The organism is Actinoplanes sp. NPDC049598 (assembly GCF_040675435.1).
GTDB lineage: Bacteria > Actinomycetota > Actinomycetes > Mycobacteriales > Micromonosporaceae > Actinoplanes.
This window is the reverse complement of the sequence record NZ_JBFAOX010000041.1, coordinates 13,255-27,224: the sequence shown is the minus strand read 5'-3', so window position 1 is coordinate 27,224 and position 13,970 is coordinate 13,255. Positions and strand designations below refer to the sequence as shown.

The window sequence follows — 13,970 nt, the reverse complement described above, 5'->3', positions numbered from 1 at the left end:
GAATGGCGGGTTGACTTAAATGCGACGTAAGGCAGGCATGGCCGTCGCGGCCTGCGCGGCCCTGACCCTGGCCGGCGCGGCCGGCGCCACCGCCTGGCGGGCCGGGGAGACCGACGGACGACCCGTCGGCACCTGGCAGAAGGCGACCGACCCGGTGGAGCGTACGCCCGTCGCAGCGGAACAAGCGGCACCCAGCGCGCCCACCGGCGGGTCTTCCGAGGCGCCGGCCCCGGCCGTCATCGCCCCGCAAACGGCGGCGGAGCCGGCAGCCGAGACGACGGAGAAGAAAGCGGCCGAAGAACAGGCGCTGCCGGATCAGGAGGGGCGGCACGAGTCGGCCACCGTGACCGGCGAGGGCGGCCGGCAGAAGGTCGGCGAGCTGGTCAACGTCCGCAAGCTGCTCGGCTACCTGGGCGGCAAGCCGAAGAAGGAGACGTTCCGCTACCCGGGGGCCTCCTATGTGAAGCTGCACTTCTCGCGGATGGAGATGCTGCCCGGCGACTACGTGACCGTCTCCAACGCCGACGGCACCGAGTCCTACCGGTACGACGCGCCCGAGCTGGCCGAGCACGACAGTGACCGCTGGGCCATGTCGGTCACCGGTGACACCGCGGTGCTGGAGATGCACCGGGGGCCGGCCGACCCGCTGCGGCTGGGCGATCTGCTCGGCACGCTGGGCGTCGACGTGGACCGGGTGGCCCGCGGGTTCAGCCGATCCGAGCAGCAGAAGCAGCCCGAGAAGCAGCTCGAGGCGCCCGGCGCGACCGGCAAGGAGGAATCGGTCTGCGGCGGCGACACCTCGGCCGACGCGGTCTGCTACCGATCGTCCGACCCGGTCGCCTACACCAAGTCGAAGGCGATCGCCCGGCTCCTGATCAACGGGACCGAACTGTGCACCGGCTGGCGGATCGGCGCCCAGAACCGCATGCTCACCAACAACCACTGCTTCACCAGCACGGCCGAGGCGAACGACACCGAGGTCTGGTTCAACTACCAGTGCGCGCAGTGCGGCGGCTACGACGTCTACAAGCCGACCAAGGTGTGGGGCGCCGGCGTGCTCACGACCGACAAGGTCTACGACTACACGCTCTTCTCGGTCTCGAACTTCGCGGCCGTGCAGAAGTTCGGCTACCTCACTCTCGACACGGCGAGACCGGTCAAGAACCAGGAGCTGTACGTGCCGCAGCACCCGGCCGGGGAGCCGACGCGGATCGCCGGCTCGCTGGGCGAGAAGGCCGGCAACTGCTCGGTGGTCAACCCCGGGTACACGGGTTATGCCACCCAGTCGGATGTGGCGTACTACTGCGACACCGAGGGTGGGTCGTCCGGATCGCCGGTGCTGTCGCGCAAGACGAACAAGGTCGTGGCCCTGCACCACTTCGGCGGCTGCCCCAACTCGGGCGTCCGCGGTGACCTGCTGGCCGCGAAGCTGGGCAAGTACCTCTAGTTTTGAGGGCGTGCGCAGACCCAAGACCTGGTGGCCCGACCTCGCCTTCGTGGCGGGGTTCGTCGCGCTCACCGTCGCCTTGATCAACGGCCACCTGCTGACCCTCGACCAGCGGGTGGCCGAGTGGGCGTTCGCGCATCAACCGGGCCCGGTCTACTGGACGGCCCGGGTGCTGAACTACTTCGGGCAGGGCGGCCAGGTGCTGATGCCGGTCGCGCTGATCCTGACCGGGGTGCTGCTGGGGCGGAGCCGGTCGGTGCGGGCGGCGCTGCCGTTCGTGGCCGGGTTCGTGCTGACGTACGTGACGATCGGGCCGCTCAAGATCTGGGCCGACCGGGCCGCGCCGCGCTTCGACGGGCCGGAGAAGACGGTCATGCACAATCCGTACGCGTCCGGGGCCGAGGCGATGAGTTATCCGTCCGGGCATCTCGGGAATTCGCTGGTCTGGTACGCGGTGCTGGCTTTTCTGATCGCGGCGCTGCTACGCCGGCCGCTGAGCCGGCGGGAAACGATCTTGATCAGGGTGGTCCCGGTGGCGATCGTCTTCTGTACGACCGTTTACACCGGGTTCCACTGGCTGACCGACTCGGTGGCCGGGTTGCTGCTCGGCGTGGTGCTGGCGCGGCTTCTTGAAAGGATCAGGTGGGACGCCATCTGGTTGCCGCGCCTCGGGGGCTGGGAGCGGCCGCTAGATCCACACCCCGCGCCGCATGACGCGCTTAAGCGTTAAGTCCGGATTTAGAACGACGAGGTCGGCGCTGAGGCCGGCTTCCAGGGCGCCGGTCCGGTCGGCGAGGCCGAGGACGCGGGCCGGGGTGGTGCTGGCCATCATGACGGCGTCCTCGAGCGCGATGCCGGCCGCGACCGCGTTGCGCAGCGCCACGTCCATGGTCAGGGTGCTGCCGGCGATCGAGTCGTTGCGGGTCAGCCGGGCCACCCCGTCGGCCACCGTCACCTCCTGGCCGCCCAGGTCGTAGAGGCCGTCGGCCATGCCGGCGGCGTCCATCGCGTCGGTGATCAGCGCGGCCTTGTCCGGGCCGGCGGTCCGGGCCGCGAAGGCGAGCATCCCCGGGTGCAGGTGGATGTTGTCGGCGATCAGCTCGCACACCACCGGCGACGACAGCAGTCCGACCACCGGGCCGGGCTCGCGGTGGTGCGGCGGCCGCATGCCGTTGAACAGGTGCGTGCCCACGGTGGCGCCGGCCTGGACACTGGCGAGGGTCTGCTCGTACGTGGCGTCGGTGTGCCCGACCGCGACCGCGACGCCGTTCTCACGCAGGAAGCCGATCGCGGCCAGGGCGCCCGGAAGCTCGGGGGCGATCGTCACCAGGCGTACGGCCTCGGTCTTGGTCAGATCTTGCAGTTCGTCGATCGACGGGTCCCGCAGGAACGCCGGGTTCTGCGCGCCGCAGCGCACCCCCGAGAGGTACGGGCCCTCGTAGTGCACGCCCGCGATGACGCCGTCGGAGATCAACGGAAGGTAGGCCGCCGTGGCGTCGCGCATCAACTCGAACGGGGAGCTGACCAGGCTGGCCAGCATGGTGGTGGTGCCGTGACCGAGGTGAAAGGCGGCCGCGGCCCGGGCCGAATCGGCGTCGCCGGTGGTGAACGTGTGCCCGCCGCCGCCGTGGCAGTGCAGGTCGACGAAGCCGGGCACGATCACGTCGTCGCTCTCGGTCGTAGCCGCGCCGACCTCGAGGATCGTCGGGCCGTCGACCTCGACGTAGCCCTCGACTACGGCGCCGGGACGGACGATGCGGCCGCTGATGCGGGTCACGATTGCTCCCAATGGCTCAGGGACTCCAGGTGGTCCAGGGCGAGCAGGGCCGCACCGAGACAGCCGGCCTCGTCGCCGAGCTCCGCCCGCACGATCTCAGGGGCCCGGTGGAAGGTGATCCGCGCGGTGAAGGCTTCGCGCAACGGGGTGAGCAGCGCCTCGCCCGCCTCGGCGAGCCCGCCGCCGAGCACGAGCACGTCGACGTCGTACAGGGCTTGGGCGATGACCAGGCCGTCGGCCAGCACGTCGACCGCCTCACGCCAGACCGTGCGGGCCAGTTCGTCGGTATCGAGCCGGTTGACCACGTCGAACGCTGTGGCGCCGGGCTCGCCGGCCAGCTCCGCATAGCGACGGCCGACCGCCCGGGCCGACGTGTAGGCCTCCAGGCAGCCGGCCTGGCCGCAGGCGCACGCGGTGCCACCGGGGCGGACCACGATGTGGCCGAGCTCGCCGGCCGCGCCGTGCGCGCCGCCGTAGCCGGCGCCGTCGACGACCAGGGCGGCCGCGATGCCGGTGCCGATGGCCACGAAGAGCACGTGGCCGCGACCCTGCCCGGCCCCGACCCGGGCCTCGGCGATGCCACCGACGCGGACGTCGTGACCCAGGGCGGCCGGCAGGCCCAGACGTTTTTGCAGCGGCTCGACCACGGGGACGTCGCGGAAGCCGATGTTGGAGGACCAGACGGCGACGCCGTTGGCCTCGTCGACCACGCCCGGGACGGCGATGCCGGTGGCGATCGGGGTCAGGTCGCTGGCCCGGGCCGTCGCCGCGAGCCCGTCGGCGATGTCGACGATGTTGTCGAGGACGGCTTGCGGGCCGCGCTCGGCCAGAGTGGGGTGGCGCTCGGAGTGGTGGACCGTGCCGTCGGTGCCGACCAGCGCGCACTTCATGCCGGTGCCCCCGACATCGAGGGCGACGACTACGTCGGTCATCGCGTGCGTTCCATGATCGACTTCACGCCAGGATCACGGAGCGGGTCAGGTTGCGGGGGCGGTCGGGGTCGAGGCCCTGGCTGGTGGCGAGCAGGACGGCCACACGCTGGGCGACGACCAGGTCGGCCATCGGGTCGAGCGGGGCCCGGCCGCCGCACCAGCTGCCCAGCGCGGCGTAGCCGCCGTGGTGGCGGCTGTGCACGAAGGAGGCGCCGGTGGCCTCCACGTCGTCGGCCAGACCGGCCGGGATCTCGCCGAAGGCCCAGACCACGCGGCGCGGGGCCGCGATGGCGATCGGGCCGTGCCGGTAGTCCATCGCCGGGTAGGCCTCGGCCCAGTAGCCGGCGGCCTCGCGGCACTTGAGGGCGGCCTCCTCGGCCAGGCCGACGGTCCAGCCGCGGCCCAGGAAGGTGATCTGCTCGGCCAGGGCCGGGTGCACCGGCAGGGGCAGGCGGATCGCGACCTCGGCGTCGGCCGCGACCGGGTCCATGTCCTCGCCGAGGTGGGCCCGGAGCAGGGCCAGGGCGCTGGTGGCGAAGCGGGTCTGCACGACCGACTGCTCGTCGGCGAAGTCGAGCAGGATCGCGTTTTTCTCCTGGGCCACCGCTTGGCGGCCGTCCGCCGTGATCACCGTGACGTTGTCCCGGCCCTTGATCAGGTCGAGGACCTCGGTCGTCGTGCCCGAGCGGGTGATGGCGACAATTCGGTCGTACTTGCGGCCTGGCGGGAACTCGGACGCCTGGAACGCGTCGGTCTCGCCGTGGCCGGCCCGCTCGCGCAACGACGCGTACGCCTTGGCCATGAACCACGACGTGCCGCAACCGACGACGGCGACCCGCTCGCCGCTGCGCGGGAGCCCCGGGGCGTCGGCCCGCTCGGCGGCCTTGCGCCAGCACTCGGGCTGACTCGCGATCTCCACCTTGACGTAGCTCATGGGACACCCTTCACACCGTTGTCGCTGCGCATATGCGCTCGGTTGCAGGCACTTTCGAGCGCCATTCTGCGTGGAGGGCCGCCCTGGACGCAACCGTTGTTTGGCTGACCACCTGACGTACCGCGCAGGCGTGAGGTTTGCTTCCCGGGCTTTCGCTCACTAATGTGCACACTCTTATCATGGAACGCTCATCGGGGAGTCTCGGTGGACCGGTACGCGCGGTGGAATGCCCTACTCGAGTTACTCGCCGAGAGCGGCCGGGTCAGCGTGGAGGACGCGGCTGAACGCCTGGACGTCTCCCAGGCCACCATCCGGCGCGACTTCGACCAGCTCGCCCAGCAACAGATGATCACCCGCACTCGGGGCGGGGCCGTGGCCAACGGCGTCTCCTACGACCTGCCGCTGCGCTACAAGAGCGCCAAGCATTCCGCCGAGAAGCAGCGCATCGGCGAGGCGGCGGCCCGGCTGGTCACGCCGGGCGCGGTGGTCGGGCTCAACGGCGGGACCACCATGACCGAGGTGGCCCGGGCCCTGGCCGTACGCCCGGATCTGAACGCGGGTGGCGAAGGCGCTCAGCTGACGGTGGTCACGAACGCGCTGAACATCGCCAACGAGCTGCTCGTCCGCTCCCGCATGAAAATCGTGGTGGCCGGCGGCGTGGTCCGGCCGCAGTCCTTCGAGCTGGTCGGGCCGCTGGGCGGGGCGCTGCTCAAAGAGGTGACGCTCGACATCGTCCTGCTCGGCGTGGACGCGCTGGACGTGGAGCTGGGGGCGGCCGCCCACCACGAAGGCGAAGCGGCCATGAACAGCCTGATGGTGGCCCGGGCCAAACGCGTCGTCGTCATCGCCGACTCGTCCAAACTGGGCGGGCACGCCTTCGCCCGGATCGCCCCCATCACCAAGGTCGAGACCCTGGTGACCGACTCCGGCGCCTCGGCCGACATCGTGGCCGCCCTCGAGGACGCCGGAGTCCACGTCATCTGCGCCTAAAGCTGCTGCTCGATCGCGCCGACCAGGCTCTCGTCCTCCGGGGTGACCTGAGGCGAGAAACGGCCGACGACCGCGCCGTCCCGCGAGATCAGGAACTTCTCGAAGTTCCACTGCACATCCGTGCCGTCGGTCAGGGCGGCGTAGAGCGGGTGCTGCTCCTCGCCCTTCACCGAGATCTTCGAGAACATCGGGAACTGCACGTCGAACGTGCTCCGGCAGAACTCGGCGATCTCCTCATCGGTCCCCGGCTCCTGCCCCATGAAATCGTTGGCCGGGAAGCCGAGCACACTGAAACCCTCGTCCCGGAACCGCTCGTGCAGCTTCTCCAGCCCGTCGTACTGCGGCGTCAGCCCACACTTCGACGCCACGTTCACCACGAGAAGCACCTGCCCGCCGTAGGCGCCGAGCGTGGTTTCCCCGCCCTCGATGGTCCGCAGCGGGATGTCCTGAATCGCTGTCATGCCTCGTGCCTCCGGGATCTCTGCTCACGCCTTCGCCCGCAAGTCTGCCTCAGACCACTAGATCGCGGGGGCGGTGCTGAGCAGCCAGGCCAGGGGCTGGGCGCCCTCAGGCGCCGGCTGGTACTCGCCGGTGACCTCGTCGAGCAGGTAGCGATGGACAGTGGTGACCCCGTCCCGTTCGACGACCCAGTAGTGCGGGATCCCGGCCCGGGCATACTCGATCTTCTTGACGACCCGGTCGACGACCTCGGAACCCTTGGACACGACCTCGACCGCCAGCAGCAGACCGGCCGTGCCCGCGTAGCTCGACCGCGCCGGCCGGGGCGGCTGACCTTTGGCCCACACGGACAGATCGGGCTGGCGACCGCCACCGCCGACATCGATGCCACAGTCCGTGACCACTTGCTCCGGCCCATAGCCGTTGGTCACGAACCAAACAAAGATCCGCGAGACCAGCAACGCGTGTTCGGGATCGGCGGGGGGCACGACCGACAACACTCCCTCGGGGCTTAGCTCGTAGCGGTGGTTTTCATCAACCGCCGCCATCGCAGCAAGGTCATCCAACGTCACCTGCGTCGGCATCCCGGCACCCACGGCCTCGGCGCTCATCATGCCTCCCTCTGCAGCGTGCGATCCCGCCCCGTCTACCTACCCCAACGTACCGGTTGCGGTCGCTCGGAGGCTGCGCTCCGGTCGCCCTCGGTCGGGTTGGCCTGGGGAAAAGCGAGCAAGCTGGGAAGGCGGGAACCGGCCGAAGCGCCCGCACCGGGCATGGAGCGTAATGAAGATCTGCGCTGATCGACATCAATGTCACCCGGCTGGGTGAGGGTCTTGTCGGCGGCCCGCCCTGAGGCTAAACCCTTGAGCGGGTCGCGGCTCTTGCTGCGGTTGCTTGTTTGCTTCCTTGGCAGACATCCTCCAAGTCGAGGTGATGAGCGTGGCTTTGATCGAAGTCGACGAGGACACGAAGCAGACCGTGGTCTTCGCGGCCCGGATGGCAAACCTTTCCGAGAGCGCCATCGTTCGACGCCTGATCGCCGCCAGCCCCCTCGCGCTCGATATCGGCTCCGGGGCGCGGAGATCACTACAGTCGATCCGGCCCGGCGCTGTCCGGTCCGGGCGAGGATCTCTGCGGGGCAGGCTCGTCGCTGCCGACGACTGGGACTGCCCTGAGGCGAACGAGAGCGGCCTTTGAGCTATCGGCTGCCGTGGCTGCCTGGTTCAGCGCCGTTTGGTGCATCACTGGCGCGACCACTGCTCAGGAGGTCACGTCCTTGCGGGTGAAGCGCCAGAAGGCCAGCGACCAGCAAAGCGTGGCGTAGCAGATGGCGGCGATGGCGCCCTTGACCAGGTCGTCGATCTGGGCGGGGGTGGAGAGCAGGCCCATCCAGGCGTCGCTGTAGTGGGTGGGCAGGACGTTGCGGATGCCGCCGAGGGCGGTGATCTGGTCGAGGATGCTGGAGAGGATCCAGATCATCACGGCGCCGCCGACGGCCGCCAAGGGGGCGTCGGTGAGGACGGTCAGCAGGAAGGCGATGCCGGCGACGATCAGCATGGTGACGGAGAGGTAGCCGGCCACGCCGAGGATGCGCAGCAGGCCCTGACCGGGTGGGATCTCGGCGGCGACGGCGCTGCCCAGGGGGTGCCAGCCGTAGCGGAGAGTGCCGGCGATCAGGGCGGTCACGGTCAGGATGGCCATGGCGAGCAGCGAGTAGAGCAGGGCGACGATCAGCTTGGCCGCGAGCAGGCGGGCCCGCGGGACGGGGATGGCCAGCAGGTAGCGCAGGCTGCCCCAGCCGGCCTCGCTGGCCACCGGGTCGCCGCAGAACAGGGCGACGACCACGACCAGCAGGAAGCCGGCCGAGACGGCCAGGCAGAACAGGGCGAAGTTGAGGCCGCCGGAGGTGGCCAGGTCGACCAGGCTGCCGAAGGCGCTGCCCTCGGACTCCTCGTCGCCGCCACCGCCGAAGGCGAACGCCACGAGGACGATCAGCGGCAGCAGGAACATGAAGCCCAGCGCGCCCTGGGTGCGGCGGCGGGAGGCCTGCCGCCGGATCTCGGCCCAGATCGGGAGAGTGCGAGAGGGGCGGTAGCCGGCCGCGCCGGCCTGGGACAGAACGCTCATCGGTCACCGCTTCCAGCCGAGCTTTCCCCGACCAGGGCGAGGAAAGCGTCTTCGAGCCGCCGGCGCGGCACCACCCGGTCCACGTCCACCCCGGCCCGGACCAGCGAGGCCACCACCTCGGAGCGGGGGGTGCCGTTCATGTCGACGATCAGGCCGCTCGGCCCGTCCGGGGTCACCGAGCGCACGCCCAGGTCGCTGAGGACGCGGGACGCGGCGGGCACGTCGGACACCTCGATCTGCACCGATGGGGACTCGCCGACGATCTCCTCGACCGGGCCGGAGGCGACGATCCGGCCCTTGTTGACCACCACCGCGTGGGTGCAGGTCTGCTCGACCTCGGCCAGCAGGTGGCTGGAGACGAGCACGGCCCGGCCGTCGGTGGCGTAGCGCTTGAGCACGCGGCGCATCTCGGCGATCTGCGGCGGGTCGAGCCCGTCGGTCGGTTCGTCGAGCACCAGCAGCTCGGGCAGGCCGAGCATGGCCTGGGCGATGGCGAGCCGCTGGCGCATGCCGTGGCTGTACTTGCGGGTGCGCCGGTGCACCGACGAGCCCAGCCCGGCGATCTCCAGCGCTTCTTCGAAGCGGGCGTCCTCGAGCGGGCGGCCGGTGGCCTTCCAGTACGCCTGCAGGTTCTCCCAGCCGGTCATGTGCGGCATGAAGCCGGGGCCCTCGACCAACGCGCCGACCCGGGACAGCACCGGGGCGCCGGGGACCAGCTTGTGACCGAAGACCAGCGCCTCGCCCGCGGTCGGCATGGTCAGGCCCATCAGCACGCGCAGCGTGGTCGTCTTGCCGGCGCCGTTGGGGCCGAGCAGACCGACGACCTGCCCCCGTTCGACGGTGAAGCTGATCTCCTCGACGGCCACGAACCCGTCCCCGTACGCCTTGCGCAGGCCCCGGACGACCAGCGGCGTGTCCGCGTACTCGGGGAGGGTGGGGGTGTGCTGCCGCCGGAGCCGGCTGCGGCGCACGAGAAGCACCACGGCGAGACCGAGGGCGATCAGCACGAGCAGCCCGGCCAGGACGTAGCGCCACACGGTCTGCGGGTTGGCGATCGGCTCGCCGACCACGGTGGGCAGGGTCAGCGTGGGCTCGACCGCGACCGTGTAGGTGGCAGGCCCGGTCGGCGAGAGGAACGCCTGGTCGGTGGTGGCGACCACGACGCGTACGGCATGGCCTTGGTCGATCTGACGAACGATCGCCGGGAGCGTGACCGTCACGGGCTGGGCCGCGGAGATGGACGAAGGCAGCCCGGTGAGCCGGACCGGGGCGATCAGGCCGGCGCTCAGCGTCTCGGCACCCTGCTGGTCGACGTCGTAGAGCTTGACGAACAGCGTCGCCTCACCGGTCGGGGACGCCGCCCGCAGACGGATGGTGGGCGCACCGGCGACGTCGACGGCCTTCGCGACGGGCGCGGACTGGAAGGCGGCGAACTGGCCGGGGATGTCGGCCGCGACGCCAGCGAGCAGCGTGCTGAGCCGTCCACCGGTGCCGGGCAGCGAGGACAGCGCGCCCGGGTTCCCGTTCGGCGGGTTGGCGATCGGCTGCGCCGGGCCTTGCAGGGAGATCTGGGTGCTTCCGGTCCCGCTGAGGCCGGGGTACGCCTCGGTGGAGTACCCGTTGGTGACCAGGCCCCGGTCGAGCGCGCTGAAACCGGCCACCCGTGAATAGGTGAAGTCGTCGGAGGGCTTGTCGCCGTCGCCCTTCACATAGTGGTCGAGCCATTGGAGGGTCAGGTATTTCACCCTGTCCTGATCGGTCTGCGGGCCGGCCCCGCCGTCGTGGCCGCCGGTGAACCAGGCGACCCGCACGGGCGTGCCGGTGGCGGCGATGCCCTTGGCGTTGGCGTCGGCCTCCGACAGCGGGAAGAGGGTGTCGACCTCGCCCTGCACGAGCAGGGTGGGCGCCTTGATCTTGCTGAGGAGGGGGGCCGGGCTCGACTGGCGGAGGCGGTCGAGGGTCGGCTGACTCGGCACGCCGGTGGTGGCGACCTGGAGGTACGCGGCGCAGATGTCGGCCGCGAAACGTCCGCAGGCGGGGTTCGGTGTGGTGGCCGGGGCGGGCGCATCCGAGGATTCGAGCGAGCCGCCGTTGCCGAAGAAGACGCCAGCCCAGCCCTTCTTGAAGACGCCGGTGGTCTCGGTCGCTGCGTTCTGCTGCAGGAAGACGTGGCCCAGGTCGTTCCAGGTGATCGACGGGACGATCGCGTCGACCCGCTGATCCTGCGCGGCGAGCATCAGGGCCAGGGCCCCGCCGTACGAGCCGCCGACCACCCCGACCCGCGGGTCGCCGGCCGCGTCGGTGCGGATCTCGGGCCGCTTGGCCAGCCAGTCGAGCAGGCCCTGAGCGTCGCGGACCTCGTAGTCGGGGCTGTCCAGGTGGATCTGCCCGCCGCTACGGCCGAAGCCCTGCGCGGTCCACGTCAGCACCGCGTACCCCCGGTCGGCCAGGGACTCGGCGTCGTCTCGTACGGAGTCCTTGGAACCACCGAAACCATGCGCGAGCAGCACCGCCGGGACCTTGCCGTCGTGGTCTTCCGGCAGGTAGAACCGGGTGTCCAGGGCGACCGACTCCCGGCCGCCGGGCCCGGTCGGCACGGTGATCATCTGGTCCTGGGTGGTCCAGCTCTTGCTCTCCGGCCAGGCGGCCCAGCCCACCAGCGCCGCCACGAGCACGAGGACCACAGCGCCGGCGATGACGCGGCTGCGGGTGAGCCGGGGCAGCCGTGATGACCAAGACATGGGAGAAACGCTATCCGGCCGGGTCTGAGCGACTGCTGTGAAACCTCTCAGGAGCCTCCGGACGATAGCGTTGGCCCGGTGGACGAAGAACTCACGCTGACGGCGACCCTCCGGCTGGCCGGTCTCGACAACCGCCGCGGCGTCGTGCGGCTGCACCCGGCGGTCATGACCGCGCTGACGATCAACCCCGGGGACCCGGTACGCCTGAGCGGCACCCGTACGACCGCCGCGCTGGCCGCCAAGGCCGAGCCGTCGGCCGGCCGCGAGTTCCTCTACGCCGACGACCTCACGCTGGGCAATCTCGGCATCCGCGACGGGGCCCGGGTCACCGTGGCCAAGCTGCCGGCGGTGGCCGCCCAGCGGGTCACCCTCTCCGGCCCGTCCGACGTGGTCGCCCTGGTCTCGCCCGAGATCCTGCGCCTGGCCCTGCTGGGCAAGGTGCTCAGCGAGGGCGACAACGTCTCGCTCTACCCGCAGGACGTGCCGCTGCGCGAGGGCCAGCGCATGCCGGTGCAGGACATCGGCCGCAACCTGCGCAACCGCCTCGGCTACCAGTGGACGACGGCGCTGCTGACCGTGGTCGCGGTCGAGGGGGCGGCCTCGGCCGTCGTCACCATGGACACCGTGGTCGGCTGGCAGGACGGGCAGACCTCGTCGCCGGTGCCCGGGCCGGCCGCGCAGCCGCAGGCGCCCGCCTCGACCGACCCCGAGGTGCCGCCGCCCAGCATCGACGACCTGCCCGGCCTGCGGGCCCAGGCCAAGGAGCTGGAGGAGCTGCTCGACCTCGGCTTCCACCACGGCGAGGTGCTGGCCCGGCTCAACACGAAGGTCTCGCTGGGCGTGCTGATCTCCGGGCCGGCCGGGTCGGGCAAGTCCGCGCTCGTCCGGGCCGTGGCCGCGCAGGTCGGCGCGCAGGTGGTGCAGGTGTGGGCGCCGGAGCTGGCCGCGCTGGCCGCCGATTCGGCCGCCGCGCGCCTCCGGGAGCTGGCGCGTCAGGCGCGTACAGCCGGTCCTAAGGTCTTGTTGTTCTCGGATGTGGAGGCGCTCGCGCCCCGGGACGAGCCCAAGCCGATCGCCACGGTCTTCCGCCAGATCCTCGAAGAGGTCGTGCGGGCGGGCGCGGCCGTGGTCGGCACGACGAGCCGGCCCGAGTCGGTCGACCCGTCGCTGCGCGCGCCCGACCTGCTCGCCGTGCAACTGGCGGTGCCCCTGCCCGACCAGGCTCTGCGCCGCGAGCAGCTCGGCGTGCTGACCAGGGGCATGCCCCTGGCCGAGGACGTACGCCTGGACGAGATCGCCGGCCGTACCCCGGGGTTCGTCGCGGCCGACCTGGGCGCGCTGGCCCGCGAGGCCGGTGTGCGGGCGGCCCTGCGGCAGAAGGAGGCCGAGGCGCCGACGGTGACCATGGCCGACTTCGAGGCCGCGCTCGACGTCGTCCGGCCCACCTCGATGGCCGACTCGACCCTCGAGGTGGCCGCGGTGACCCTGGACGACGTGGGCGACCTGGCCGACGTCAAGCAGGTGCTGACCGAGTCGGTGCTGTGGCCGCTGACCTATCCGGACACGTTCGCCCGGCTCGGCGTCTCCCCGCCGCGGGGGGTGCTGCTCTACGGCCCGCCCGGCTGCGGCAAGACGTACCTGGTCAAGGCGATCGCCGGCACCGGCAAAGCCAACGTGCTGTCGGTCAAGGGCGCGGAACTGCTGAGCAAGTGGGTCGGCGACAGCGAGCGGGCCGTCCGCGAGTTGTTCCGCCGGGCCCGCGAGGCGGCCCCGACGCTGGTCTTCCTGGACGAGGTGGACGCGCTCGCGCCGACCCGCGGGCAGGCGACCGACGGCGGCACGGCCGACCGGGTGGTGGCGGCCCTGCTGACCGAGCTCGACGGGGTCGAGGACCTGCGCAACGTCGTCGTGATCGGGGCGACCAACCGGCCCGATCTGATCGACCCGGCCCTGCTGCGGCCGGGGCGGCTCGAGCGGCTCGTCTACGTGCCGCCGCCGGACGCGGACGCGCGGGCCGCGATCCTGGAGGCCTCGGCCAAGGCGGTGCCGCTGGACGAGGCGGTCGACCTGAAGACCCTCGGGGCCGAGCTGGAGGGCTTCTCGGCGGCCGACTGCGCGGCCCTGATCCGCGAGGCGGCGCTGGCCGCCATGCGGGACTCGCTCGAGGCGACGACGGTCACCGCCGGCAACGTGGCGGCCGCCCGCCGCCGGGTGCGGGCGTCACTGGACCCGACGCAGGTCGCCTGGCTGGAGGCGTACGCCGAGACCCACCAGCCCTGATCTTTTATCGCCGGCGTGTCCGCGCTCTCGTCGAGCGGAGACGCCGGAGGCGGCCCACCAGCACGGGGTCGTGCTCGAGGGCCGCCGGGTTGTCCAGCAGGCCGTTGAGGACCTGGTAGTAGCGGGTCGAGGAGAGGGCGAAGGTGTCCCGGATCGCCTGCTCCTTCGACCCGGCGTGTTTCCACCAGCGGGCCTCGAACGCGAGGATCTCGCGCTCCCGCTCGGATAATTCGGACTTATCCGGTTCGCGGGGCGCCGGAATGGGCGGCTGCTCATCGGACAT

The 13,970-nt window shown here is 71.3% G+C and carries 12 protein-coding genes and 1 pseudogene; 5 read left to right on the top strand and 8 right to left on the bottom strand.

The window, feature by feature from the left end:
- Positions 1 to 19 precede the first annotated feature (19 nt).
- Complete coding sequence (locus AB0J66_RS46785; protein ID WP_364675125.1) at positions 20 to 1,447, top strand: trypsin-like peptidase domain-containing protein; 1,428 nt, start codon at positions 20 to 22, stop codon at positions 1,445 to 1,447.
- 10 nt (positions 1,448 to 1,457) lie between these two features.
- On the top strand, positions 1,458 to 2,177 hold the full coding sequence (locus tag AB0J66_RS46780; RefSeq protein WP_364675122.1) for a phosphatase PAP2 family protein: 720 nt from the start codon (positions 1,458 to 1,460) through the stop codon (positions 2,175 to 2,177).
- Here the strand turns inward: AB0J66_RS46780 and nagA are convergent.
- The 3 genes from nagA to AB0J66_RS46765 are packed head-to-tail and all read right to left on the bottom strand — an operon-like array spanning position 2,136 to position 5,090.
- A complete protein-coding gene (nagA, locus tag AB0J66_RS46775; RefSeq protein ID WP_364675215.1) occupies positions 2,136 to 3,227 on the bottom strand; it encodes an N-acetylglucosamine-6-phosphate deacetylase in 1,092 nt (363 codons plus the stop codon). The two genes, AB0J66_RS46780 and nagA, sit on opposite strands and share 42 nt — an antisense overlap.
- Positions 3,221 to 4,156 carry an ROK family protein gene (locus AB0J66_RS46770; protein ID WP_364675119.1) on the bottom strand — a complete coding sequence of 312 codons (936 nt, stop codon included), beginning with the start codon at positions 4,154 to 4,156 and terminating at the stop codon, positions 3,221 to 3,223. Before AB0J66_RS46770 ends, nagA begins: the two co-directional genes overlap by 7 nt.
- A gap of 22 nt (positions 4,157 to 4,178) precedes the next feature.
- Positions 4,179 to 5,090, bottom strand: coding sequence for a sugar isomerase (locus tag AB0J66_RS46765; protein WP_364675116.1), 912 nt, complete (start codon positions 5,088 to 5,090; stop codon positions 4,179 to 4,181).
- Between the two features lie 204 nt (positions 5,091 to 5,294).
- Between AB0J66_RS46765 and AB0J66_RS46760 the strand changes: the two genes are divergently transcribed.
- On the top strand, positions 5,295 to 6,080 hold the full coding sequence (locus AB0J66_RS46760) for a DeoR/GlpR family DNA-binding transcription regulator (RefSeq protein WP_364675113.1): 786 nt from the start codon (positions 5,295 to 5,297) through the stop codon (positions 6,078 to 6,080).
- Here the strand turns inward: AB0J66_RS46760 and AB0J66_RS46755 are convergent.
- Entirely contained in the window at positions 6,077 to 6,541 is a 465-nt protein-coding gene (locus AB0J66_RS46755; protein ID WP_364675110.1) for a glutathione peroxidase, read from the bottom strand. The two genes, AB0J66_RS46760 and AB0J66_RS46755, sit on opposite strands and share 4 nt — an antisense overlap.
- A gap of 57 nt (positions 6,542 to 6,598) precedes the next feature.
- A complete protein-coding gene (locus tag AB0J66_RS46750) occupies positions 6,599 to 7,150 on the bottom strand; it encodes a Uma2 family endonuclease (RefSeq protein ID WP_364675107.1) in 552 nt (183 codons plus the stop codon).
- 328 nt (positions 7,151 to 7,478) lie between these two features.
- On the opposite strand from AB0J66_RS46750, the gene AB0J66_RS46745 reads away from it, so the two are divergent.
- The gene (locus AB0J66_RS46745; protein WP_364675104.1) at positions 7,479 to 7,736 is read left to right on the top strand and encodes a hypothetical protein; all 258 of its coding nucleotides are present in this window, start codon (positions 7,479 to 7,481) and stop codon (positions 7,734 to 7,736) included.
- A 63-nt stretch (positions 7,737 to 7,799) separates the two neighbouring features.
- Here AB0J66_RS46745 and AB0J66_RS46740 read toward each other — a convergent pair whose 3' ends face one another.
- Both AB0J66_RS46740 and AB0J66_RS46735 read right to left on the bottom strand, forming a co-directional pair.
- Positions 7,800 to 8,666, bottom strand: coding sequence for an ABC transporter permease (locus AB0J66_RS46740; RefSeq protein ID WP_364675101.1), 867 nt, complete (start codon positions 8,664 to 8,666; stop codon positions 7,800 to 7,802).
- Positions 8,663 to 11,407, bottom strand: a complete 2,745-nt coding sequence (locus AB0J66_RS46735) for an alpha/beta fold hydrolase (RefSeq protein ID WP_364675098.1) — start codon at positions 11,405 to 11,407, stop codon at positions 8,663 to 8,665. Before AB0J66_RS46735 ends, AB0J66_RS46740 begins: the two co-directional genes overlap by 4 nt.
- Positions 11,408 to 11,485: 78 nt before the next feature.
- On the opposite strand from AB0J66_RS46735, the gene AB0J66_RS46730 reads away from it, so the two are divergent.
- Positions 11,486 to 13,687 (top strand): AAA family ATPase, encoded by a 2,202-nt coding sequence (locus AB0J66_RS46730; RefSeq protein WP_364675095.1) that lies wholly within the window; start codon positions 11,486 to 11,488, stop codon positions 13,685 to 13,687.
- Positions 13,688 to 13,691: 4 nt separating this feature from the next.
- Here the strand turns inward: AB0J66_RS46730 and AB0J66_RS46725 are convergent.
- A pseudogene (locus AB0J66_RS46725) lies at positions 13,692 to 13,922 on the bottom strand (DUF3263 domain-containing protein); the annotation flags it as partial.
- Between the last annotated feature and the right edge of the window lie 48 nt (positions 13,923 to 13,970).